Genomic DNA, 22738 nt, shown 5'->3' with positions numbered 1-22738 from the left:
CCGTTTATTCATCATTGGCGTACACCTGATGCATGGGCGCGATCGAGTACGATGCGGGCATGATTAATGATCGGGGCATCAATCATTTTCCCATTCAGTGAGATGACCCCAAGTCCTGCACGTTCACCTTCTTCGGCGGCGGCAATCACCCGCATGGCGTAATCCACTTCTTCCTGTGTCGGCGCGTAAGCGTTGTGCAGCAACTCTATCTGGCGGGGATTAATCAGGGATTTGCCGTTAAAGCCCATCCGGCGGATCAGATCCACCTCACGTAGAAAACCCGCTTCATCATTGATATCGGAATACACCACATCAAATGCATCAATTCCTGCCGCCCGTGCCGCATGCAGCACCGCGTTACGCGCATAGAACAGCTCGGTTCCATCACCCCGTTCAGTTTGCATATCCATCACATAATCAAACGCGGCCAAAGCAATCCCCATCAGACGTGGTGAAGAGCGGGCAATTGCCACCGCATTGATTACGCCAACAGCCGATTCAATCGCCGCCATCAAACGGGTTGATCCCACTGGGCGACCGCAGGACTCTTCAATGCGGGCGACTTCATTTTCCAGTTGGTAAATATCATCCGGGCTGTCGGTTTTTGGCAGACGAATGACATCAGCGCCGCCGCGAACGGCTGCCTGCAAGTCTTTCAAACCAAATGGCGTATTGAGCGGATTGATGCGTACCACCGTTTCAATGTCGCGATACATCGGGAGTTGCAGTGCGTGGAAGACCAAAATGCGGGCGCTGTCTTTTTCCCGCAGAGACACCGCATCTTCCAGGTCAAACATGATTGAATCCGGTTTATACACAAATGCAGTCGACAACATGGCCGCATTTGAACCGGGGAGAAATAACATGCTCCGACGCAACTTTTTCATCACAACACCTCCCAGTTGAGCGTTTCGTCCTGTGTGCCGCGTAACACCGCACACTGAACCCTGGCTCGGATAACACAATCCAGCGCACCTTTGTCATCAATGATCACCAGCCCATCCGTGACATCGAGCGCCTTCAGGGTTTGGTGCACGACTGTCGCTATCTGCTCACCAAACTGTTTGAACACCTCACTGTTAATCACGACGTCCAGCCCTCCCTCTGACGGGCTCACCTTGACCAACAAATCGCTGGACTCAAAGGTGCCGGCCAGAGCCGCCTTAGTTATTTTCATGGTATGAATTCCTGCCTCGAGACATTGGTAAAATGGATAACCTTATTTGACGGTTGATGAACGCATTTCAGTATGTACAGACCGGTAAGCAATAGGATTGCAGATAGGGCAACGTGGTCTTGGGCACAATGTCCTCAATAGCCTCGGCCTGATGTTGGCGTAATAGCTGGCGTACATCGGAAGCGGAAATCGCCCGGCCATTCATGGTGGTTTTACGATCGATCTCCACCACGCTTATTGCCCGTGAGATTGCGTTATCTGAGCCTTCCAGCCAGTAATGCATGGCATCGTTATATTGTGCTGTGACTGCGCAATGGGGTTCCGTGCCGACAAAACGGTGAGTGATCCCTAACGCAGGCGCGATATAGCGGCGGAAAATAAGCAGATCCATCGCTGAATAGGTTTCGTTAATCACCTTCTGTTCTTTGAGGAAATAACTGGGGAATGTTGCCCGGGAAATCAGGTAACCAGTGCCGGGGTGGACCGTCAGGCCACTGAGGTCGGCCACGCCTTGGCGTACCATTTCCAACCGTTGCGCGAACGGGAACTGTGAAACATCCTCACTTACGACAAAGATATGCAACCAATCACAGGCTTGCAGTGCCTGTTCCACCAAATAACGATGGCCAAGAGTGAAGGGGTTGGCATTCATCACGATACAGCCGATACGCTCGCCCGGTTTCCTGAACGGCTGGAGCGAGGCGCGATACCGGGCTATACCCACCGGCGTGTTTTCCAGCAACACGCTGATACCTGGAACCTCGGCTATCGGGAAAAAACCGCATCCGCGGAAGAAAACCTTATTTTCAGGGCGGGTATACAAGAAAAGGTGTATGTTGCCACGCTGTGCGGCCAGCTTAGCCACTTCTTCGACAATCCGTACGCTAAGCTTTTCCCCACGCCAGGCAATATCCACGGCCACACACTTGATGGTGTTGCCCGCCAAACCGGCACAGGCGATGATGTTTTTGCCCTTGCGGGCAATGACAAACAGCTCAATGTCCCGATCAATCCCCAGATGGCAATGCTGTAAAAACGAGTGTATCTCTCCGATCCAAACGACGTCATCGGTAACAGAAATCACTTCAAACTCAACGGGGTCAATGATATCCATCAAGGACACTCCCAGACTGTCGTCCATTACGTCACTCCCACCTTTTTGACATCTCTGCTGATGTTCTGGAGCCCGTTTTATTACGCAGGAATGTTGCATCGTGAACTGGCTTCAACAATTGAGTTGCGTAAATGGCCAATGTTTTCAATCTCTACTTCGATACAATCCCCCGGTTTCATAAACAGTGGAGGATTGCGTTTTTTCCCAACCCCACCTGGCGAACCAGTAATGATTACGTCACCTGGGCTGAGGAAGGTGAAAGTGCTGATATACTCAATTAGCTCTGCGACTTTGTAGATCATGCTGCTGGTGTGGTCGTCTTGCACCATATGACCATTCAGATAAGTGCGAATAGACAAAGCGTGGGGGTCGGGAACTTCATCGACTGTGGTGAGAAAAGGCCCAAAAGAGCCGGTTTTGCGCCAGTTTTTTCCGGCGGTATACCAACTGTGCTGCCAGTCGCGCACCGAGCCATCCATATAACAGCTGTAGCCCGCGACATACTCAAAGGCCTGCTCACGGCCAATGTTCTCACCTGATTTACCAATAATGACAGCCAACTCACCTTCGTAATCAAATTCCTTGGTTAACCTAGGTTTGATGACATCGGTATCGTGGCCGGTTTGAGAGTCGGCAAAGCGGACGAATAACGTGGGTGCAGGGTTCTGTTCATCAAACTCTTTTCGTTTCTCGGCATAATTCATGCCGACACAAAGGATTTTACCTGGCTGTTCAATGACCGGCAGGAAGGTAAGATCATCGAGAGAAACATCAGGTTGGCAACGGATAAATTCACGGGCCAACGCAAGAGCATCACCTTCCAACAAGGATTTCAAAGAGGGGTACTGCGTACCAATTCTGCCCCCCAGATCGATAATGCCGTTGGGAGTATAAATACCGTAACTTTTTTGACCACCGTGGCTATAGCTTGCGAGTTTCATAAAAGGGCCTATTGGATTTTCCTGGGCCGGCAATAAGTATGCTCATTGCCGGCAATAATAATTCACTGCTTAAAAATGGTACTACTCATTACTTTTTGCGGGGACAAGTTGGATGTTACCCACCGCCCCTAAATAATTGGCCACTACGATCCCAACCCCCAGCAAGGCGATAATGAACCCGGTCATCCCAGGCCAGCCGAAGGTGGCAAAAACCAGTCCATTGCAATAACCGATTACCGAGCCACCCATATAGTAGAAGAACAGGTATAACCCCGTTGCTTGCCCACGAGAATGGGTCGCATTTTTACTCACCCAACTTAAGCCGATAGAGTGACAACCGAAGAAGCATCCGGTAAAAATGACTGCGCCAACAATGAATACGGCGGTATTTTGTGTCAACGTCAGCAACATCCCGACAATCATCATCACAAAAAGGCCAGCCAATACTTTCATTCCACCAAACTTCGCTGATAAACGCCCTGCCTGTGGTGCGGTGAAAAAACTCAAAGCAAAACTGAATGAAATCAATCCAGCTTGCGCGTGTGACACATTAAACGGCTCTTGAGCCAAGAAGAAAGCAAGATAGTTATATAAAGAGGTAAACACACCGAAAATAATAAAACTGACTACAAACATTAGCGCCAATTTTTTATTTTTAAAGTGCTGTGCACCTTCTTTCAGAACACGGGTAAAATTAATACTTTTTGATGGCTGGAACTTTTTCGATTCAGGCAAGACAAAATAAACCATCAACGAGACCAGCATCAAAAGCACGGCAAAACCGTAGAAGATGATGTCGATGGAGACATAGTCAATGAGTTGGCTGGCCAGAACACGCCCTGACATACCGCCTATCGAGTTACCAAATACAAAGTATCCGGTGACCACCCCTGCCACGACGGGTGCCACTTCCTCACTGATATAAGCAGTCGCCGCTGCCGCTATACCGCTGAGCGACAGCCCAATAACACCGCGTAGCATCACCAACAACGCCCAGGATTCAACCAGGGGACATAGGAGAGTCAGTACGCCCCCGGTAAACAGCGATATTATAATTAACCGTTTCCGTCCAAATCGGTCTGAGAGCGTGCCGGTAAATAGCAAGCCTATTGCCAATAACGCGGTCTCCGCGGAAAGAATAATACTGACATGGCTAACGGCAACGTCATACTCAATGGCTAAACGAGGTAGGAGGGGTTGTATAAAAAATAAAGAGGCTAGTTCAGCCAACCCCGAGATAGCCAGGGCCAGTATTACGCGATAATAATTTCTGGCGCTAACACCACTGCCTTTTCCTGGCAGATCAGTTGATTTGGACACAGTCATTATGACCTCATTGTTATATTAAGTGTAGGTACAGAGAGATAAATCACCGTTAAATAAAACATGTCTGCTCATTGAGGCAGCACGAAATCAACAAGCGTCTTCCGTTTCTAAATATCCTTCAGCCACACACACATTGCCAACAAACAGTTTCCGGGCAGTCCTTATTACTGAAGCACGGACACTTTCCATTTCCCTCCCTGTTTTAACCAAAGAGATATCAATCTTTCCGCTGGGATGCTCAATGACGACGTGTTCGAGAAAGTCACCCGCCGGTTGATCAACGAATTGATTAGCTATACTCCCAGGCATCAGGCAAGCGGTAGCAATGCCTACTGAGCCCGTAATGGCTAATGATTTGTGACAATTATGGGGCATAAAATAACGGACTTTTAGGGTACCACCCGCGCTGGCTTCGCTTAGTAATACCGGTTTCGGTATCACCTTGTTACTGACATCACCTAAGCCCATGGCCAACCCGGCTTTTAATCTGATGTTTTCGAGCGCCTGAAGAAAATTTTTATCCGCGTCTAATGCCTGTGGCGATTCGTCACCGCGTTTACCTAAATCGCGGGCATTGATTAACACCATGGGCATCGCCATATCAATGCAAGTCACATCGATACCCTCAATAACATCGATGACCTTACCTGTCGGGAGTAATTTACCCGTTTTGGAACCAGCAGAATTCAAGAAAGTCAGCCCAACCGGAGCCGCGCTACCCGGTACGCCATCGATCGTGGTATCGCCTTCGTAGGTCACAATTTTATCCGGTGTCTGAATATCAGCATCGATCAGGGTTCCGGTATTGAGATTACGAATTCGTACCCGGGTTACGGGATCGGTCGCAGCCACCAACCCCTTTTCAATAGCAAAAGGCCCAACGGCACACAGCATATTGCCGCAGTTTGGCGTGGTATCCACATGCCGCTCTTTTACCATCACCTGTGCAAACAGATAATCGATATCAGCATCCGCGCTGGTCGATGGGCTCACTATTGCTACCTTACTGGTTTGCGGGCTTCCACCACCGATACCATCGATTTCAAGTTCATGACCGGCACCCATCAGGGACAAGAGTATTTCATCTCTTGCTTCCCGCTCCTGAGGTAAGTCGCTGGCCAATAATACGGGACCTTTCGAGGTCCCTCCACGCATGAGCACACAAGGGATCTGCAACATAATTAATCATCTCGGCAATGAACAACTTTTGATGACACAAGATTCCCATAAGGCGATCAATTACTCTAATGCCTAAAATCGGGAGATTGATTCGATTTTGACATTAATACCGATGCTATCATTGTGGTTAAACAGGCCTATTTCTTCATTTGGGATTACGCTATGCAGCATGAGCTACAAGGGATCCAAGCTTTTGTAAAAGTTGCAGAATTTTGTTGTTTTACCAAGGCGGCAGAGGTGCTGAACGTCACTCAACCCGCGCTGACGCGCAGAATTAAAAAGCTGGAAGAGAGCCTGGGGACGCCGCTGTTTGAACGTTCGACTCGCCGAGTCAGTCTGACCGCTGTCGGCAAGAGTTTTTTACCTAATGCACGGAATTTACTCAATTTATTTGAAAATTCAGTGTTGAATATTAAAGAGATGGCTTCGCACCAGGTTGGGAAAGTCACGTTATCTTGTTTGCCTACTGCCGCATTCTATTTCCTGCCCACCGTTATCCGTGACTACAATGCCTCTTATCCAAATATTCGTGTGCGGATCCTTGAGCACGGTACAAATAATTGCCTGGAAGCGGTGCTAAATGGCGATGCTGATTTCGGCATTAACATGATCAATGTCACACATCCAAACGTTGAATTTATGCCGCTAGTTAACGAACCCTTTGTGCTGGCTTGTCGACGGGACCATCCTTTGGCCCAAAAGCCATTGGTGATGTGGGAGGAATTGGATGGGTACCCACTTATTGGTGTGAGACGCTCCAGCGGTAATCGCCTTCTCATTGAGAAAGCCCTGGAAAATACCAAGTGGGATCCGAATTGGTTTTACGAAGTTCGCCATCTTTCTACCTCGTTGGGGCTGGTTGAGGCGGGCTTGGGCATTGCGGCACTTCCCAGCCTGGCCATGCCCAAAGATGACCACCCTACCTTGGTGAGCCGCCCCTTGATTGAACCGGTGGTGAGAAGAACGCTCGGTTTGATTCAACGCCGTGAAACCTCACTTAGCCCGGCAGCAGAACGATTCAAGGAGATGCTGTTACAGCTGTGGTCGAACGACCGGAATAGCCCTTGGGTCGGGAAATTTAACCTGTGACCCTAGTTTTGGACCTCATTAGAGCCCTGCCGACTGCGCCAGCCTCGAAACCTCCGCCCCAGGAGGCCTGTCTGTGGCTCTCACTGACACAAAAAATCCATGCAGCCAAACGTCTATAAGCTCGCAGACGACGGCAACATCCTTTTGCTCGTTCATCCCAACCGCTTTTCTGAGAGGCGACAGGAATGACATCAGGCGATCCGGGTTACGAGTACCTCATTAAAACAGCATAAAAAAACACCTGATTGTTCCCCGGTCATCAAGGAAGCAACTATTGTTAAGGTACGGGCTGTTTGTCTGCTCAAGGCTCTCACCACAGATGTTAGCGGAAAGACCCCAAAGAAGCCGTACCACCTAAATAATCTTGTCATTTTGCGAGGTGCACATGCTTTATGTTGATATCCCTAGCCGTGAAGAATATGCCTATTTAGCTGATATTCATGCGGATGCTTGTATCTCGATTTATCTTGAAACCTCGCCTCTACGCCAGCACTTAGAGGCCAGTAAAATTCAACTTGGTAACTTCATCAAGGAAGCGCTGCTGCAGGTTGCAGACAGCGGCCTGGATAAACGCCGTGTTGCCTTGTTGGAAGAACAGCTTCGTTCTGTGTTGGAAGATGAGTCATTTTGGGACCTGCATGCACGCAGCCTGGCGGTGCTTGCAACACCAGACAGTATCCGAACTTACCGGCTGGCCAATGAGCTATCCAATCGACTTGAAGTGGGCAAACGTTTCTACCTTAAACCATTACTACGTGCGTTAACCTTCCCACATTCGGCCTACATCCTTGCACTCTCTGAAAACCAGACGCGCCTGATCGAATTTTTTGCTGATGCTCCCGCAGAAGAGATGACAGTGCCAGAGATGCCCACCGCCATGAAGGATGCCATGGGGGATGCAGCATTGAATGATCACCACCATGGCGCGACACATCACAAAGTGCGACTGGCGCAATATACTCGCAAAATTGACCAGGCATTACGTCCACTGTTTGCCAGACATGATTCTCCGCTTATCCTTGTCAGTACCGAGCCGCTGGCCTCGATCTACCGTTCAACAAACTCATTGGCTAACCTGGCAGAGGAAACGCTTTTCAAAAATGCTGAGCACCTTGGTACTTCTGAATTAGTAACGTTGGTGCGGCCATTAATGGATAACTATTATCAGGAGCAATTGAACGCGTTAGCCTCGCGCTTTGAAACACGCTTAGGAGAACGCCGGGTCACTCAGGATCTTTCAGATGCGGCAAGAGCAGCCACGTTCGGCGCCATTGATTTGCTGCTGATTAACCTCGACTGCAAGCTGAAAGGCATCATTGATGAGCAAGGATTAATCACTTTCAGTGACAACGATGAGGATGACGCCTACGATTTAATTGATGAGATTGCCAAAAGAGCGATGGCTACCGGAGCAAGAGTTTTAGCAGTACGCAGCGACGATTTACCTTCCGGTGCCGATCTTAACGCCATATTACGTTTCCCACTATAAAAGACTCTGTCTGGTCAAGGAAGGTGCGATTAAATTAGGTCGCATCTTCTTGGATAGCCAGCACCGAGGAACAAACTTCCGTAGAATCAATTCTCATCAGAGAGAAGTTTTAAACACTCTGCTTTGACTTCTTCCATCAGTTGTTTAGCCAGTGGGGTCACGCCAACCTGTTCGTTTACGGCTGGTAAAAATATGTTGGTAGCAACAGTGCCTCTGCAAGCTCACAATATTACCGTTGGGCTGGATACACCGAATGGAACCTTGTTGTTTTCCCATCATATTTGCGGCTGATTTAGCTGCTGTTCTGGGTTAATTGGCCTTCAGAGATTTGGGGGCCTCACGGGTTCAGGTTCCCCAAACAAACTCCTCGGTAATATGTGTGTAATGACATTAACGTTACACACCTGTATACTTAGCATCCAGTAATACATTGAGGATTTCACCATGTCGGCAGCTAACAGTGTTCCCGTAAGGCGTGAAACATTAAATCTGCGGATCAAGACCGCTGAGCGTGAGCTTATCGATCGTGCCGCGAAAGCCAGAGGAAAAAACCGCACCGATTTCGTGCTGGATGCCGCTCGCGCTGCCGCTGAAGAGGCACTGATTGAACAGCGTATTATCATGGTCGATCCCGAAGCCTACCAAGAGTTCCTGACACGTTTGGATCAGGCTCCTGCACCCAATGATGCATTACGCAAGACCATGCGTTCTGTTGCACCGTGGGATCAAAAAAAGTGATCTCCTTTCCTCAACCTCTCCGTGCCGAGCACGTCAGAACAGCTTTCTGCTGTGGCGTGGAAAGCATGGATAATTGGCTGAAGCAGAGGGCAATAAAAAACCAGCTAACGGGTGCGTCTCGTACTTTCGTTTGCTGTGATGACATGAAAATAATGGCCTATTACTCGCTGGCATCCAGCGCCATCATGACTAATGCAGCCCCTGGCCGTTTTCGCCGCAATATGCCCGACCCTATACCGGTGGTGATATTGGGACGGCTAGCGGTGGACCAAGCGTTACATGGGCAGGGGGTTGGGCGTGCATTAGTGCGTGATGCTGGATTACGGGTTATCCAGGTTGCGGAAACCATTGGCATTCGCGGAATGCTGGTGCATGCGCTATCCGTTGAGGCCAGAGAGTTCTATCTACGAGTGGGATTTGAACCTTCCCCCCTCGATCCGATGATGTTGATGATAACGTTGGGTAATTTGATAGAGAGCCTTTAATGGGGAAGAGTATCGTTACACCAAGCGGGCATCCTCTGCCCGCTTGAGTACGTCCCTTCAACCTTTCCGGTTAACCACCTGCCCGAATCCCTCACCCTCCAGTTCCACATCTGGCGCAGCAAAGAAATCCAGATTGAAGTAGGTATCAGACGTTAATAACTCAATGCGGTGCCAATATTCAGGCGGGCTGATGCCAAACTGCCCGGCCGAAATTATCACTTCAATTTCCGCTTCAGTGGCATGCTCGTGGTTAAAGCCGATATATTTCACTGCGCCCTGCATCACGGAAAGCCGGCCATAAACGCCCTTTTTGGTGTTGTGATGGGTCAGTAAGGCACCCGGAACCGTGTCTCGATCCCAGAACGGTGTTGAACGTGTATGTCGGTAATCAGCTGGTATACGGTATTTCATGACTAACCCCCTGGGGATGAATAGTGTCGCAATATTCTGGCAATGGCCTTCAGGCAGTCAGCACTTTCAACAGGCCAAACGCCTGCTTCATATGATCTTCACTGACGATAAATGCCCGTAGTTGCTGCTGTTGATCCATACCTTTGGCAATCATGCCCTGAGGATCGACGGTGATCGACCAACTCAAATCCTGGCGCTGGGTTTCGCCCGCTAGATGTAGAGGCAGGTCGGGCGTCTTCACCTTGACCAACATAGCGGGGAATTTCACAGCCTCAGCCTCCCCCAACAGATTTTTGGCCAGAGCCTTGGCGCTGAACTGGATGGGCAGCAGGAAAGGCATTAGCTGGCCATCGATTTCTGCACAATCACCGAGCGCATAAACGTCTTTCGCCGACGTCTGCAAGCACCGGTCAACCAAGATGCCCCGGTTAACCTGCAAATTAGCCTGCTGTGCCAAGGCAATATTCGGCTGTAGCCCAATGGCAGAGACCACCGCATCCACCAGCAACTCACGCTGATTGCTCAGCGTGACTCGTAGGCCATTTTCCCATTGCTCAACAGCCGTTAATTGTTGGTTGAATACCAGCTCGACGCCCATCTGCTGCAAACGCTGCTGTAAGCCACTGCTGGCCTCAACCGGCATCAGCGTCGACATCAAACTACAGGCCTTGTCGACTAGCGTGACCCGCTTGCCCGCCCGGCACATATCCATGGCCAGCTCACAGCCAATCAGCCCTCCGCCCAGGATCAACACCTGTTGCGCCTGTAACAACGCCGTTTCACCGCGGCGGTATTCCTGCTGGCTGTTCAACGTCAGCATATGTTGATGGCCCGGCACTGACGGCACGATGGCCGAGGCCCCCACGGCCAGCACCAACTTATCGTAGGGCCAGCACTGCTCATCGCTACTTACCGTTTTTTGCTGGGTATCCACCGCGGTGATGCGGATGTTCGGATGCAGCGTAACGCAGTACTGTTCCGCAAAGCTGCCCGCCGTTTGCCGCGTCAAGGCATCCGCTGATTGATTCTGGCTGACAACGTGGCTCAGTTCCGGTTTGTTGTACTCATCACAGCTGTCCGCAGCAATCAGGCTAATCGGCACGTTAGCGTCTTGCTTGCGCAGGCTTTTAACCAACTGGCGGGCCGCAAATCCGGAGCCAACGATCAGGATACCGTGGTTCATTTGGCCTCCGGCTTCAATGCGTCAAAGACCTCTTTCCCCATCGCACATTCCGGGCAGAGGAAATCGTCCGGCACGTTTTGCCAGGCCGTTCCTGGAGCGACATCCTGCATCGGCTCACCTTGCTGCGGATCGTAAACCCACAGGCATACGCTGCACTGCATGCTTGGCCCCAAATCGGCGCTTTCAGTACTTAGGGGGGCCGGAGTGGTTGATGCAACGGTCGGGGTATCTGTGGAAATTGTTTTCCCTGCTGGCAGAGGAGCAATGGCCCATTGGCGGGCGATATCGCGGCCATGCTGGCGGCAAATTTCCAACGTATCGCTATCGGGCCGCCATTTGGCCTTTAACGCCAGCGTAGTTTCAAAACCACCGTCCATTAACCGGGTCTGGATGCGATCGACGGCCCCACCATTCCAACCATAGCTGCCAAAAGCCGAGGCTTTTTTGTTGCGAAAGCGCAGGCCGGTAAGCTCTTCCAATAGCCCGGCAACCTTTGGCATCATCACGTTATTCATGGTCGATGAGCCGACCAGGATCCCTTTGGAGCGGAAGACGTTAGTCAGGATCTCGTTTTTATCATGGCGCGCCACGTTAAAGATTTTCACCGCGACACGCGCATCAATTTCGTTGATCCCCTGAGCAATGGCATCCGCCATCATGCGCGTATTATTCGACATGGTGTCGTAGAAAATGGTGATGCGGTCTTCCTGATAATCGGCCGCCCATTCCAGATAGCGTTGCACAATTTGCGTTGGGTTATCGCGCCACACCACGCCATGCGAAGTGGCAATCATATCCACCGGCAGATTAAACCCGAGAATTTCGGTGATTTTTGGCGTGACCAAGCGGCTAAAGGGGGTCAGGATATTGGCGTAATAGCGTTGGCATTGCTCAAACAGTTCATTCTGATCGACCTCGTCGTTAAACAGATGCTCATCGCAATAGTGCTGGCCAAAAGCGTCGTTGCTGAACAGCACCGCATCACCGGTGATATAGGTCATCATGCTGTCTGGCCAATGCAACATCGGGGTTTCGACAAAGACGAGCTGTTTGCCATTGCCGATATCCAGGCTGTCACCGGTATGCACCACGTGGAAATTCCACTCGGGATGGTGATGATGGCCATTTATTGAATCAATGCCATTTGCGGTGCAGTAAATCGGCGTATTGGGGATCTGTGCCATGAGTTCGCTGAGCGCACCGGCATGGTCTTCTTCCGCATGGTTGATAATGATGTAGTCCAGCGTTTGCAGATCGATCTCCGCCGACAGATTTTGGACAAACTCTCGGCTGAACTTGTGATCCACCGTATCAATCAATACCGTTTTTTCCTCACGGATCAGATAGCTGTTGTAACTGCTGCCCTTCAGGGTCTTATATTCCGTGCCGTGAAAATCACGCACTTCCCAATCACGCTGTCCGACCCACTGGATGTTGTTTTTTACCTGGATTGCCATGCTCGCTACCTTTTGATTAATCATTACCTTGAGATAATGGTATTGAGCAAAGGGCGTGCCAGTTATTATCTGATTGTTTTTAGTGAATTTTTAAATTATTGATGTCAAATTGACATCAGGATAAGATTGTCTTTATGACAACTCAGTGTCGGAATGACAATCATGGCTCTCTCGATCCAGTCGCTCGCCACCATCGCAATAGACTTACAAAATGGCCTCACGCAGCGCGATCGCTTCCAATTTTTAATCAATAGCTTAAGAACGCTGTTACGTTGCGATGCCTCCGCTTTGCTGCGCTTTGAAGGGCAACAGTTCCGCCCCTTAGCCATTGATGGCCTGGCGCCAGATGTATTGGGCCGCCGTTTCTCCCTTGACGCCCATCCTAGGCTGGAAGCCATCGCTCGTGCCGGCAACCTGGTACGTTTCCCGTCAGACAGCGATTTGCCCGATCCCTACGACGGCCTGATCCCCGGCCATGGCCAATTGAAAGTGCATGCCTGCATCGGATTACCCCTGTTCGCAGGGCAGGATTTAATCGGTGCCTTAACCTTCGATAGCATGGACCCGCAGCAGTTCGATCGCTTCAGTGACGAAGAGCTCCGGTTGATTGGCGCACTGGCCGCAGGTGCACTCAATAACGCCCTGCTGGTTGAGATGTTGGAAAAACAGTCGCTGTCACCGTTGGCAGAACAACACATCAACAGCGCCAAGCACAGCGATGAGATGATTGGGCTTTCGCCGCTCGTCCGCCAACTGCAGCAAGAAATCAGTATCGTGGCCAATTCCGATCTCAACGTGTTGATTACGGGTGAAACCGGGGTAGGGAAGGAACTGGTGGCGCAAGCCATTCATCGAAAATCATCGCGCACCGCCAAGCCAATGGTGTATCTCAACTGCGCAGCACTGCCGGAAAACGTCGCAGAGAGTGAGCTATTCGGCCACGTCAAAGGCGCGTTTACCGGAGCTATCCAACATCGTATCGGTAAGTTTGAGTTGGCCGATGAGGGAACCTTGTTCCTCGACGAGATTGGAGAACTCTCTCTTTCCCTGCAAGCCAAGTTGCTGCGGGTGATCCAATATGGCGACCTGCAACGCGTGGGGGATGACCGGGTGAAACGCGTCAACGTGCGTATTCTGGCCGCGACCAACCGCGACCTTAAACAAGCGGCGGTTGACGGGGTGTTCCGGGTTGATTTGTATCATCGGCTGAGCGTCTTCCCTATCGCCGTGCCCCCCTTGCGAGAGCGCACTGGCGATATAGCCCTGCTTGCTGGTTTCTTCTGCGAGCGTTGCCGTATCAAGCTGGGTCTGGCGCGATTAACTCTGACCTCAGCGGCGTTATCTACGCTGGAGCTGTATCCATGGCCAGGTAACGTTCGCGAACTGGAGCACGCCATTTACCGGGCTGCAATAGTGGCTCGCGCAACGCAAAACCATGCCGAGCTGGAGCTGCTGCCTACGCACTTTAACTTAAACGTGGAACTCATGGCAGAAAGGATTAATGACAGTCCCTACGAGCCAGTATTAGCAGCCGATCTGGCCACGATGACCCAACAGTTTCAACGCGATGTGATTCAGAAAACGCTGGAAAGCTGCGATAAAAATTGGGCGGCCACGGCGCGTAAACTTAGTCTGGATAGTGGAAATCTGCACCGCCTGGCAAAACGGTTAGGGATTAAATGATCGCTGCCAAGTTTGGCCCTCGATAGTTTGAGGGCCAGCTAGTTCCATTATGCTGGCCGGAAAATGCCGTTGCCAACGTTACACGCTGCATCGAGGTAAGCCTTTGGCTCCCCCAGTTCTGGCAGCAGTAGCATTTCAGATGTGTAAACCGAAGCGCCACAATAATCAAAAATACCGTGCGTTATCTGTGCGTTAAAGGCATCGGTAAAGCCGTGACGGTCATAAACGCCCTTGCTTGCCGCCCCAAGAGCAACCAAATGCACCGGTAAATGCCCCAATTTCTTGACCACCGCCCCATCTGCCGTCTCTTCATAAGCCCAGCCATTGGAAAATACGCGGTCTATCCACCCCTTGAGTAAGGCAGGCATACTCCACCAGTAGATTGGGAACACCAGAACCAGGGCATCCGCGCTATCGATACGCTTCTGTTCTGCCAGAATATCCGCGGGAACGGTGGCCGTTTTTAAAAATGCGGCGATATCAGCAGCACCGTACACAGGATCGAAACCTTCCTGAGTGAGATCGGCAATTTCAAACGTATTGGCAGGATCGGCGGCCGCTATCCCTTCGGCAATGGCTGCTGCAACACCATGGGTTAATGACGTATCGAGAGGATGGGAAACAACGATGAGTGCGTGCATTGGGGTGGCTCCTATTGTCAGGGCGAGGTATAAAACGTACTCTATATACCAACAGTAAGTTACCATCGGTAAGTTACCTTTAGTATATAACACTGTCAACGGGTAAATATGGCTATGGTCTCCAAACCACATTCGCGAGTTCGGCTATCGAGAGAAGAGCGTTATCAGCAGTTGCTGGCAACCGCATGGGAAATCATTCATGAAGAAGGCACCGAAGCACTGACGCTCGGCCATCTGGCAGAACGCTCGGGCGTCACCAAGCCGGTCGTGTATGACCATTTCACCAACCGTTCGGGCCTGTTTGCCGCGCTATATCAAGAATTTGATTATCGTCAAACCGCGCGGATGGATGAAGCCATCCAAAATACCCAACCGGAGCTGGAGGCCTTAGCCTCGGTGATTGCCACTTCCTACATTGAGTGCGTGCTGCTGCAAGGCCGTGAAATGCCTAGCGTCATGGCTGCACTAGCCGGTACGCCCGAGCTTGAGAAAATCAGGAATGATTACGCCGTGGTGTTCATCGAGAAATGCCGCCAACTCTTTGCCCCCTTCTGCTGCGATAATCAGCTTCAGGACGCCGCACTATGGGGTATGCTCGGCTCTGCGGAAGGGTTGTCCTACGCCACCAGTTGTGGCGCGATTACGGCAGCCCAGGCTAAGGAAGAGTTATTCGGCATCATTATTTCGATGGTGCAGCGAAGTGGCGATCGGCCCGATATGGCTATGCCATAATTAGCACAGTGTTGCCCCTCATCATGGAAGAGAGTTATGCCGACGATCGTTACCCACGCCGCAGTGCCGTTATGCCTTGGTTTAGGGCTGGGCCGAAAAATCATACCGCCCCGCTTGCTGTTCGCGGGCGTGGTACTGTCTATGCTGCCGGATGCCGACGTATTAGCGTTTAAGTTCGGCGTGGCTTACGGCAATCAGTTTGGCCATCGCGGTTTCACGCATTCACTGCTGTTTGCGTTCCTGATGCCTAGCTTGGCAATGCTGTTCTACCGCTGGTTCAAGGCCAACCCCGTCAAGACCTGGTTATTCCTGTTTATCTCGCTGTTATCCCACAGTTTGCTGGATTCGGTGACCACCGGTGGCAAAGGCGTCGGCTGGCTGTGGCCATGGAGTGATGAGCGTTTCTTTGCGCCTTGGCAGGTGATCCGCGTAGCGCCGTTTAGCCTCGAAAAATACCTGACTCCTGCAGGGCATGCGGTGATCATGTCGGAATTACTGTGGGTTTGGTTGCCAGGTGCCATCTTGATGATCGGCATGATAGCGATGCGTAAGGCCATGCAGCGCCAGTGAGAGATTGATTAGGCAAATCTCATCCTGAGTAGACCATCAATATTGGAACAATTTGGCCATCATTCAATTAAAAAAACCCGCCAACGGCGGGTTTTGAGAGAAAGAAATGGAGCGCCTTACGCCTGATTGGCAGGGGTCACTTTACTGGCCAGGAACTCCTGTTCGTAGGCCAGCGACTTTTTACGGTCGAACTGATGTTCCCATTTGGAAATCACCAACACCGCCAGCGCATTGCCCACCACGTTCAGAGCCGTACGCGCCATATCGAGGATACGGTCAACGCCGGCGATAAACGCCAAACCTTCCAACGGAATGCCCACGCTGCCCAAGGTCGCCAACAGCACGACAAAGGAGACACCCGGCACACCGGCAATCCCTTTTGAGGTCACCATCAGCGTCAGCACCAGAATGATCTCTTGCCCCAGCGACAGCTCAATACCGTACAGCTGTGCAATAAAGATGGCGGCAATACTCTGGTACAACGTAGAACCGTCCAGATTGAAAGAGTAGCCGGTAGGTACCACGAAGCTGGTGATGGACTTTGGCGCGCCGTAGGCCTCCATCTTTTCGATAATACGCGGCAACACGGTTTCCGAACTGGCCGTTGAGTAAGCCAGGATCAGCTCTTCTTTCAAGATGCGGATCAGCGTCCAGATACGCAGGTTACACAGCCGTGCAACGGCCCCCAGAACCACCAAACCAAAAAAGGCGATGGCGAAGTAAACCAGCACTACCAGTTTGGCCAACGGCAAGAGCGAAGCGAAACCGAAGTTGGCAACCGTAACCGAGATCAGACCAAACACCCCAATAGGAGCGTAACGCATGATCATGTGGGTCACCTTGAACATGCTCTCGGCTACCGCTTTGAACACCTTCAGCAACGGCTCTTTGGTCTCTTTCGGCAAGGAAGACAGCCCCAGCCCAAACAGCACCGAGAAGAAGATGATCGGCAGCATGTCGCCTTTGACCATCGACGAGAACACGTTAGAAGGAATTAACGAAAGGATGGTGGCCACCAGGCTATGTGAGCCGCTTTGCACCTGTTCCGTCGTTTTTTCATACTGTGAGATATCGACCGCGGTCAGCGCCGACATGTCGATGCCGTGCCCGGGTTGAAAAACATTAGCCAATGTCACACCCACGATGATGGCGATGGTGGTGATCACTTCAAAATAGATAATGGTTTTCAATCCAATACGGCCCAGCTTTTTGGTATCACCAATACCGGCAATACCGACGATCAGCGTGGAAATAACAATAGGCACCACGATCATCTTGATCAAACGAATAAAGATATCACCGGCGGGGCTCAATATATTACTGACCATCCACTCACGCGATTCCGTTTGATTATGCAGCACTGCGCCCAAGATAATACCCAATACCAACGCGATCAGGATTTGCCAGGCCAGGCTGATTTTTACATTTTTCATACCCAAAAAGTCCTCAAAGACTCCGTACCAACGTGTTAAACACGCCTAGGCTCCGGAAGGAATACTTAATCATTTATTACAGGCTTATGTTTGTGAACCTCTGCGCCAACTGCCCTTGGTGTAACGCAGTATAAATCTGTACCATCTGAAGGCGGGCTTCTGCAAGCCTTGTTTCATATCGCTTTTGTCATTTTCGCCAGCAAAAAACCAACAAACAAAAAACGAATTGCAACATAATTACTTGTTCTAAAAAACATAATTTTAGCTTGAGCAGAACAACAGCCCATTGGATAGGACGATTTTTAATCCAAATAAAAGTGCGTGATTTGTCAGTGCATTTGCATATTTAGTCCAAATGTATGTATCCATATTGTTAATGAAAAGTTTTGAAAAAGAAAATAAAACCCTCAAACGAATACCTTCAACCGGCTAAGATAAGTCTCAATATGATTCATGAAACTAATAAATAACTACAAAATCATTCACCAGGTATCTGGTTTGGATTTTCAAAAAACCAACATAATAAAGGCAGAAGAAAATAAGCCTTTGACGGGTTGCGGCTAACAATGACGTTGAGTATTTATAGCAGCCCTTAATAAGATCAGATCCGCTGTAAAATATAACCTCGGCCTTATTGTTTCCGGCACCATCAAGCCGATGCCTCACGCTTAATATTTTTAGTTATCTAAAAACTTTTTTAACAGAAATACGCCCATTCCCGTCTTTTCACCGTCAACCAAACAGTTACACAACACAATTACGACAGTAACTATTACAAATCAACATCTTCGTTGCGTGATCTGCCGCCCAAAAAAGAAACAAACCGTCATGGCAAACTATACTTAACCATCAGTTGACATATCATTAACAATTCTAAGGAGAAAAACCATGAGCCAACTGCACAAACACGCCATTCCTTCTGCAATTGCAGATCGTGCCCTGATCAATCCGGAGCAATACCAGCAGTATTATCAACAATCTGTACAAGACCCAGCGGCATTCTGGGGTGAGCACGGCAAGATCCTCGATTGGATCAAGCCCTATACCTCAGTGAAGAATACCTCTTTCGATCCCGGCCATATCAGCATCCGCTGGTTTGAAGACGGTACCCTTAACCTGTCAGCGAACTGTCTGGACCGCCACTTGGCCGAACGCGGCGACCAAACCGCCATCATCTGGGAAGGTGACGATCCTACCCAATCAGCCAAAGTGACTTACAAACAGCTGCATCACGATGTCTGCCAGTTCGCCAACGTGCTGAAAAAGCTCGGGGTGAAAAAAGGCGATGTGGTGGCCATCTATATGCCAATGGTGCCTGAAGCCGCCGTCGCCATGCTGGCCTGTGCGCGCATTGGCGCCGTGCACTCGGTGATCTTTGGGGGCTTTTCCCCAGAGGCCGTAGCGGGCCGTATTATCGACTCCAACTCCAAACTGGTGATCACCGCTGATGAAGGGCTGCGTGCTGGCCGCGCGGTACCGCTGAAAAAGAACGTCGATGATGCGCTGAAGAACCCAGGGGTGAAAAGCGTCAACAACGTGGTGGTCTTCCAACGCACCGGCAAGCCGGGCTACTGGCAAGAAGGGCGCGATCTCTGGTGGCATGAGCTGACCGAAGGCGTATCTGCCGACTGCCCAGCGGAAGAGATGAACGCGGAAGATCCGCTGTTTATCCTCTATACCTCAGGCTCAACCGGCAAACCGAAAGGCGTGGTGCATACCACCGGGGGCTATCTGGTTTACGCCGCACTGACCTTCAAATACGTCTTTGATTACCATGATGGCGACGTCTATTGGTGCACCGCCGACGTGGGCTGGGTTACCGGCCATAGCTACCTGTTATATGGCCCACTGGCCTGCGGTGCCATTACGCTGATGTTTGAAGGCGTGCCGAACTATCCAGGGGTAAACCGTCTGTCGCAGGTAGTGGATAAGCATCAGGTCAATATCCTGTATACCGCACCAACGGCAATCCGCGCCCTAATGGCCGAAGGCGATAAAGCAATCGAAGGCACCAAACGCGATTCGCTGCGCATTATGGGTTCCGTGGGTGAGCCGATCAACCCAGAGGCCTGGGAGTGGTATTACAACAAGATTGGTAACGCAAAATGCCCGATCGTTGATACCTGGTGGCAGACCGAAACCGGTGGCTTCATGATCACCCCGCTACCAGGTGCTACAGAGCTGAAGGCTGGCTCTGCCACTCGCCCATTCTTTGGCGTGCAACCTGCATTGGTCGACAATATGGGTACCCCGCAGGAAGGCGCCTGTGAAGGCAACCTGGTGATCACCGATTCTTGGCCGGGTCAGGCTCGAACTCTGTACGGTGACCATGACCGCTTCGAGCAAACCTACTTCTCAACCTTTAAAGGCATGTACTTCAGCGGTGACGGCGCACGCCGTGACGAAGATGGCTATTACTGGATAACCGGCCGTGTCGATGACGTGCTGAACGTTTCCGGCCACCGTCTGGGCACCGCCGAAATTGAATCCGCATTGGTATCCCATCCCAAAATTGCCGAGGCCGCGGTAGTGGGCATTCCGCATAACATCAAGGGCCAGGCGATTTATGCCTATATCACCCTGAATCATGGGGAAGAGCCAACGCCGGAGCTGTATGCCGAAGTACGTAACTGGGTACGTAAGGAAATCGGGCCGATTGCCACGCCTGACATTCTCCATTGGACCGACTCTTTGCCAAAAACGCGGTCTGGCAAAATCATGCGGCGTATTCTGCGCAAAATTGCCGCCGGTGATACCAGCAACCTGGGGGATACCTCAACGCTGGCGGATCCGGCTGTAGTCGAAAAACTGTTGGAAGAGAAACAATTAATGAAAGTTCCATCCTAATCCGCGCTGCCTCCGGCCGTTCGTCTGCCATGCGCAGCTGAACGGCCTGTATACCTGAAAGCTTTCAACTGCAGTAAAGCCGATCCCAGACATTTGGCTGGGATGGGTCAAGGCGGCCCGCAGAGCGCCAATTTGCCAGCTGGAAGGGTATCGCGTGGCGTACTTGTTCAATACCTATTGGAGAAACTCGGATGAATGAAGATATTTATCAAAGGATTGAAGAAAACCCGCGCTTTCAGGAGCTGGTGCAAAAGCGCAGCCGTTTCGCCTGGCTCCTGTCACTGATCACACTCGCGCTGTACGTCGGCTTTATCTTGCTGATCGCCTTCGATCCTCAGTGGTTGGGGACTCCACTCGGTCCCGGATTAACCATTACCCGTGGGATCCCGGTTGGCGTGGGATTGATCGTGATTTCTTTCGTGTTAACCGGGATCTATGTTTATCGTGCCAACGGTGAATTCGATCGCTTGAATGCTGAAATCCTACGCGAGGTGAAGCAATGAAGCGCCTACTTTCAGCTGCCGCACTGTTGGCCCTGCCAGGCCTAAGCCATGCCGATGCCATTGGTGGTGCAGTACAGCGCCAACCTCTGAACATCCAGGCCATCATCATGTTCCTGCTGTTCGTCGGTGCCACTCTTTACATCACCTACTGGGCTTCCAAACGTACCCGCTCTCGTCAGGATTACTATACCGCTGGCGGGCGCATCACCGGGTTGCAAAACGGCCTGGCTATCGCCGGCGACTTTATGTCTGCGGCATCGTTCCTCGGTATCTCCGCGCTGGTTTATACCTCCGGCTATGATGGGCTGATTTATTCCATCGGCTTCCTGATTGGCTGGCCAATCATTTTGTTCCTGATTGCCGAGCGGCTGCGCAACCTTGGCCGATATACCTTCGCCGACGTGGCCTCTTACCGCCTGCAACAGAAGCCTATCCGCTCACTATCAGCCTGTGGTTCCCTGGTGGTGGTGGCGCTGTACCTGATCGCCCAGATGGTGGGCGCGGGTAAATTGATCCAGCTGTTATTCGGCCTCAATTACCACGTCGCCGTTATCTTGGTCGGCATATTGATGGTGCTGTATGTCCTGTTCGGTGGCATGCTGGCGACCACCTGGGTGCAAATCATCAAGGCCGTGCTGCTGTTGGCCGGTGCCAGCTTTATGGCGCTGATGGTGATGAAATCCGTCAACTTTGACTTCAATACCCTGTTTGCCGAAGCCGTGAAGGTGCATCCTAAAGGGCTTGCCATCATGAGCCCGGGTGGACTGGTCTCCGACCCTATATCCGCCCTCTCCCTGGGTCTGGCATTGATGTTCGGTACCGCCGGTTTGCCACATATCCTGATGCGTTTCTTCACCGTTAGCGATGCCAAAGAAGCGCGTAAGAGCGTGTTCTATGCCACCGGTTTTATCGGTTACTTCTATATCCTGACCTTTATTATCGGTTTCGGTGCGATCCTGCTGGTCAGTGCCAACCCGGCCTTCAAGGATGCCAGTGGCGCATTGCTTGGCGGTAACAACATGGCGGCGGTGCATTTGGCTAACGCGGTGGGGGGGAACTTCTTCCTTGGCTTTATCTCTGCGGTGGCATTTGCCACGATCCTGGCCGTGGTTGCCGGGCTAACCTTGGCAGGGGCTTCTGCGGTTTCTCACGATCTCTATGCCTGCGTCATCAAAAATGGCAAAGCAACCGAGCGTGATGAGCTGAAAGTTTCCAAAATCACCGTGGTGTTGCTCGGGGTGGTGGCTATTGCGCTGGGGATCCTGTTTGAGAAGCAGAACATTGCCTTTATGGTGGGGCTGGCATTCTCCATTGCGGCCAGCTGTAACTTCCCAATCATCATTCTTTCCATGTACTGGTCACGCCTGACCACGCGGGGAGCAATGATCGGCGGATGGCTTGGTCTGTTAACCGCAGTGATCCTGATGATCCTGGGCCCGACTATCTGGGTACAGATCCTCGGCCATGCCAAACCGATTTATCCTTACGAATATCCTGCGCTGTTCTCTATGCTGGTCGCGTTTATCGGCACCTGGTTCTTCTCTGTGACCGACAATTCGTTGGTTGGGCAGCAAGAGCGCGTGAAATTCCGCGCCCAGTTTGTACGTTCACAAACCGGGCTGGGGATTTCGCAGGGAAGTGCACACTAAGGCGTTCATTTGGGCTGAGGTTGACTCGGCCCTGCTTTAAAGAGTTAGCCTGCTGGGTCTTCTGGCAGGTTAATTTGCAGATCGAGTATTA

21 protein-coding genes are annotated in these 22738 nt (G+C 51.2%); 10 read left to right on the top strand and 11 right to left on the bottom strand.

Translation table 11 applies throughout. The features are described 5' to 3' along the window. Positions 1 to 11 precede the first annotated feature (11 nt). The 6 genes from citE to AC6HVW_RS24650 all read right to left on the bottom strand — a co-directional run bounded on the left by citE (position 12) and on the right by AC6HVW_RS24650 (position 5737). Positions 12 to 887 (bottom strand): citrate (pro-3S)-lyase subunit beta, encoded by an 876-nt coding sequence (gene citE / locus AC6HVW_RS24675; RefSeq protein ID WP_071682936.1) that lies wholly within the window; start codon positions 885 to 887, stop codon positions 12 to 14. Next, entirely contained in the window at positions 887 to 1177 is a 291-nt protein-coding gene (gene citD, locus AC6HVW_RS24670) for a citrate lyase acyl carrier protein (protein WP_071682937.1), read from the bottom strand. The genes citE and citD overlap by 1 nt, the downstream gene beginning before the upstream one ends. 67 nt (positions 1178 to 1244) lie before the next feature. Then, the gene (citC, locus tag AC6HVW_RS24665; protein WP_071682954.1) at positions 1245 to 2291 is read right to left on the bottom strand and encodes a [citrate (pro-3S)-lyase] ligase; all 1047 of its coding nucleotides are present in this window, start codon (positions 2289 to 2291) and stop codon (positions 1245 to 1247) included. Between the two features lie 80 nt (positions 2292 to 2371). Next, on the bottom strand, positions 2372 to 3232 hold the full coding sequence (locus AC6HVW_RS24660) for a fumarylacetoacetate hydrolase family protein (protein WP_071682938.1): 861 nt from the start codon (positions 3230 to 3232) through the stop codon (positions 2372 to 2374). Positions 3233 to 3313: 81 nt separating this feature from the next. Beyond that, positions 3314 to 4558 (bottom strand): MFS transporter, encoded by a 1245-nt coding sequence (locus AC6HVW_RS24655; RefSeq protein WP_071682939.1) that lies wholly within the window; start codon positions 4556 to 4558, stop codon positions 3314 to 3316. 87 nt (positions 4559 to 4645) lie between these two features. Beyond that, positions 4646 to 5737, bottom strand: coding sequence for a 4-oxalomesaconate tautomerase (locus AC6HVW_RS24650; RefSeq protein ID WP_071682940.1), 1092 nt, complete (start codon positions 5735 to 5737; stop codon positions 4646 to 4648). Positions 5738 to 5899: 162 nt separating this feature from the next. Between AC6HVW_RS24650 and AC6HVW_RS24645 the strand changes: the two genes are divergently transcribed. The 4 genes from AC6HVW_RS24645 (at position 5900) to AC6HVW_RS24630 (ending at position 9538) form a co-directional block, all read left to right on the top strand. Continuing rightward, entirely contained in the window at positions 5900 to 6826 is a 927-nt protein-coding gene (locus AC6HVW_RS24645; protein ID WP_071682941.1) for a LysR family transcriptional regulator, read from the top strand. Positions 6827 to 7211: 385 nt separating this feature from the next. After that, complete coding sequence (locus tag AC6HVW_RS24640) at positions 7212 to 8315, top strand: baeRF11 domain-containing protein (RefSeq protein ID WP_071682942.1); 1104 nt, start codon at positions 7212 to 7214, stop codon at positions 8313 to 8315. 444 nt (positions 8316 to 8759) lie between these two features. Continuing rightward, the gene (locus AC6HVW_RS24635) at positions 8760 to 9053 is read left to right on the top strand and encodes a type II toxin-antitoxin system TacA family antitoxin (RefSeq protein ID WP_071682943.1); all 294 of its coding nucleotides are present in this window, start codon (positions 8760 to 8762) and stop codon (positions 9051 to 9053) included. Then, positions 9050 to 9538, top strand: a complete 489-nt coding sequence (locus AC6HVW_RS24630; RefSeq protein WP_071682944.1) for a GNAT family N-acetyltransferase — start codon at positions 9050 to 9052, stop codon at positions 9536 to 9538. The genes AC6HVW_RS24635 and AC6HVW_RS24630 overlap by 4 nt, the downstream gene beginning before the upstream one ends. Positions 9539 to 9595: 57 nt before the next feature. Here AC6HVW_RS24630 and AC6HVW_RS24625 read toward each other — a convergent pair whose 3' ends face one another. From AC6HVW_RS24625 to norV, 3 genes are read right to left on the bottom strand one after another with little or no spacing between them, the layout of a single operon-like run. Further along, the gene (locus AC6HVW_RS24625; protein WP_186487130.1) at positions 9596 to 9949 is read right to left on the bottom strand and encodes a TehB family protein; all 354 of its coding nucleotides are present in this window, start codon (positions 9947 to 9949) and stop codon (positions 9596 to 9598) included. A 49-nt stretch (positions 9950 to 9998) separates the two neighbouring features. Next, the gene (gene norW, locus AC6HVW_RS24620) at positions 9999 to 11132 is read right to left on the bottom strand and encodes an NADH:flavorubredoxin reductase NorW (protein ID WP_186487132.1); all 1134 of its coding nucleotides are present in this window, start codon (positions 11130 to 11132) and stop codon (positions 9999 to 10001) included. After that, the gene (gene norV / locus AC6HVW_RS24615; protein ID WP_071682947.1) at positions 11129 to 12589 is read right to left on the bottom strand and encodes an anaerobic nitric oxide reductase flavorubredoxin; all 1461 of its coding nucleotides are present in this window, start codon (positions 12587 to 12589) and stop codon (positions 11129 to 11131) included. The genes norW and norV overlap by 4 nt, the downstream gene beginning before the upstream one ends. A 162-nt stretch (positions 12590 to 12751) precedes the next feature. On the opposite strand from norV, the gene norR reads away from it, so the two are divergent. Further along, on the top strand, positions 12752 to 14272 hold the full coding sequence (gene norR, locus AC6HVW_RS24610; protein ID WP_071682948.1) for a nitric oxide reductase transcriptional regulator NorR: 1521 nt from the start codon (positions 12752 to 12754) through the stop codon (positions 14270 to 14272). Positions 14273 to 14319: 47 nt separating this feature from the next. On the opposite strand, the gene AC6HVW_RS24605 is transcribed toward norR, so the two are convergent. Beyond that, positions 14320 to 14913 (bottom strand): NAD(P)H-dependent oxidoreductase, encoded by a 594-nt coding sequence (locus AC6HVW_RS24605; RefSeq protein ID WP_071682949.1) that lies wholly within the window; start codon positions 14911 to 14913, stop codon positions 14320 to 14322. Between the two features lie 114 nt (positions 14914 to 15027). Here AC6HVW_RS24605 and AC6HVW_RS24600 point away from each other — a divergent pair, with 114 nt between their 5' ends. Together AC6HVW_RS24600 and AC6HVW_RS24595 are read left to right on the top strand one after the other, a co-directional pair. Next, a complete protein-coding gene (locus AC6HVW_RS24600) occupies positions 15028 to 15645 on the top strand; it encodes a TetR/AcrR family transcriptional regulator (RefSeq protein ID WP_071682955.1) in 618 nt (205 codons plus the stop codon). Positions 15646 to 15681: 36 nt separating this feature from the next. Beyond that, entirely contained in the window at positions 15682 to 16215 is a 534-nt protein-coding gene (locus AC6HVW_RS24595; protein WP_071682950.1) for a metal-dependent hydrolase, read from the top strand. Positions 16216 to 16331: 116 nt separating this feature from the next. Here the strand turns inward: AC6HVW_RS24595 and gltP are convergent, their stop codons facing one another. Next, entirely contained in the window at positions 16332 to 17648 is a 1317-nt protein-coding gene (gltP, locus tag AC6HVW_RS24590; RefSeq protein WP_071682951.1) for a glutamate/aspartate:proton symporter GltP, read from the bottom strand. Between the two features lie 888 nt (positions 17649 to 18536). Here gltP and acs point away from each other — a divergent pair. The 3 genes from acs to actP all read left to right on the top strand — a co-directional run bounded on the left by acs (position 18537) and on the right by actP (position 22647). After that, the gene (gene acs / locus AC6HVW_RS24585; RefSeq protein WP_071682952.1) at positions 18537 to 20495 is read left to right on the top strand and encodes an acetate--CoA ligase; all 1959 of its coding nucleotides are present in this window, start codon (positions 18537 to 18539) and stop codon (positions 20493 to 20495) included. A gap of 191 nt (positions 20496 to 20686) precedes the next feature. Continuing rightward, complete coding sequence (locus tag AC6HVW_RS24580; protein ID WP_021182245.1) at positions 20687 to 20998, top strand: DUF485 domain-containing protein; 312 nt, start codon at positions 20687 to 20689, stop codon at positions 20996 to 20998. Further along, positions 20995 to 22647 (top strand): cation/acetate symporter ActP, encoded by a 1653-nt coding sequence (gene actP / locus AC6HVW_RS24575; RefSeq protein ID WP_021182246.1) that lies wholly within the window; start codon positions 20995 to 20997, stop codon positions 22645 to 22647. Before AC6HVW_RS24580 ends, actP begins: the two co-directional genes overlap by 4 nt. Positions 22648 to 22738: the final 91 nt, after the last annotated feature.

Source organism: Serratia sp. NCCP-200 (assembly GCF_059697885.1).
Note: the sequence above shows the minus strand (reverse complement) of the source record. Positions and strands in the feature narration are given on the sequence as shown.

What these genes read in the sequence shown, in the direction of transcription:
- citE (WP_071682936.1), bottom strand. Translation starts at nt 887, where the DNA reads ATGAAAAAGTTGCGTCGGAGCATGTTATTTCTCCCCGGTTCAAATGCG.
- citD (WP_071682937.1), bottom strand. Translation starts at nt 1,177, where the DNA reads ATGAAAATAACTAAGGCGGCTCTGGCCGGCACCTTTGAGTCCAGCGAT.
- citC (WP_071682954.1), bottom strand. Translation starts at nt 2,291, where the DNA reads ATGGATATCATTGACCCCGTTGAGTTTGAAGTGATTTCTGTTACCGAT.
- AC6HVW_RS24660 (WP_071682938.1), bottom strand. Translation starts at nt 3,232, where the DNA reads ATGAAACTCGCAAGCTATAGCCACGGTGGTCAAAAAAGTTACGGTATT.
- AC6HVW_RS24655 (WP_071682939.1), bottom strand. Translation starts at nt 4,558, where the DNA reads ATGACTGTGTCCAAATCAACTGATCTGCCAGGAAAAGGCAGTGGTGTT.
- AC6HVW_RS24650 (WP_071682940.1), bottom strand. Translation starts at nt 5,737, where the DNA reads ATGTTGCAGATCCCTTGTGTGCTCATGCGTGGAGGGACCTCGAAAGGT.
- AC6HVW_RS24645 (WP_071682941.1), top strand. Translation starts at nt 5,900, where the DNA reads ATGCAGCATGAGCTACAAGGGATCCAAGCTTTTGTAAAAGTTGCAGAA.
- AC6HVW_RS24640 (WP_071682942.1), top strand. Translation starts at nt 7,212, where the DNA reads ATGCTTTATGTTGATATCCCTAGCCGTGAAGAATATGCCTATTTAGCT.
- AC6HVW_RS24635 (WP_071682943.1), top strand. Translation starts at nt 8,760, where the DNA reads ATGTCGGCAGCTAACAGTGTTCCCGTAAGGCGTGAAACATTAAATCTG.
- AC6HVW_RS24625 (WP_186487130.1), bottom strand. Translation starts at nt 9,949, where the DNA reads ATGAAATACCGTATACCAGCTGATTACCGACATACACGTTCAACACCG.
- norW (WP_186487132.1), bottom strand. Translation starts at nt 11,132, where the DNA reads ATGAACCACGGTATCCTGATCGTTGGCTCCGGATTTGCGGCCCGCCAG.
- norV (WP_071682947.1), bottom strand. Translation starts at nt 12,589, where the DNA reads ATGGCAATCCAGGTAAAAAACAACATCCAGTGGGTCGGACAGCGTGAT.
- norR (WP_071682948.1), top strand. Translation starts at nt 12,752, where the DNA reads ATGGCTCTCTCGATCCAGTCGCTCGCCACCATCGCAATAGACTTACAA.
- AC6HVW_RS24605 (WP_071682949.1), bottom strand. Translation starts at nt 14,913, where the DNA reads ATGCACGCACTCATCGTTGTTTCCCATCCTCTCGATACGTCATTAACC.
- AC6HVW_RS24600 (WP_071682955.1), top strand. Translation starts at nt 15,028, where the DNA reads ATGGTCTCCAAACCACATTCGCGAGTTCGGCTATCGAGAGAAGAGCGT.
- AC6HVW_RS24595 (WP_071682950.1), top strand. Translation starts at nt 15,682, where the DNA reads ATGCCGACGATCGTTACCCACGCCGCAGTGCCGTTATGCCTTGGTTTA.
- gltP (WP_071682951.1), bottom strand. Translation starts at nt 17,648, where the DNA reads ATGAAAAATGTAAAAATCAGCCTGGCCTGGCAAATCCTGATCGCGTTG.
- acs (WP_071682952.1), top strand. Translation starts at nt 18,537, where the DNA reads ATGAGCCAACTGCACAAACACGCCATTCCTTCTGCAATTGCAGATCGT.
- AC6HVW_RS24580 (WP_021182245.1), top strand. Translation starts at nt 20,687, where the DNA reads ATGAATGAAGATATTTATCAAAGGATTGAAGAAAACCCGCGCTTTCAG.
- actP (WP_021182246.1), top strand. Translation starts at nt 20,995, where the DNA reads ATGAAGCGCCTACTTTCAGCTGCCGCACTGTTGGCCCTGCCAGGCCTA.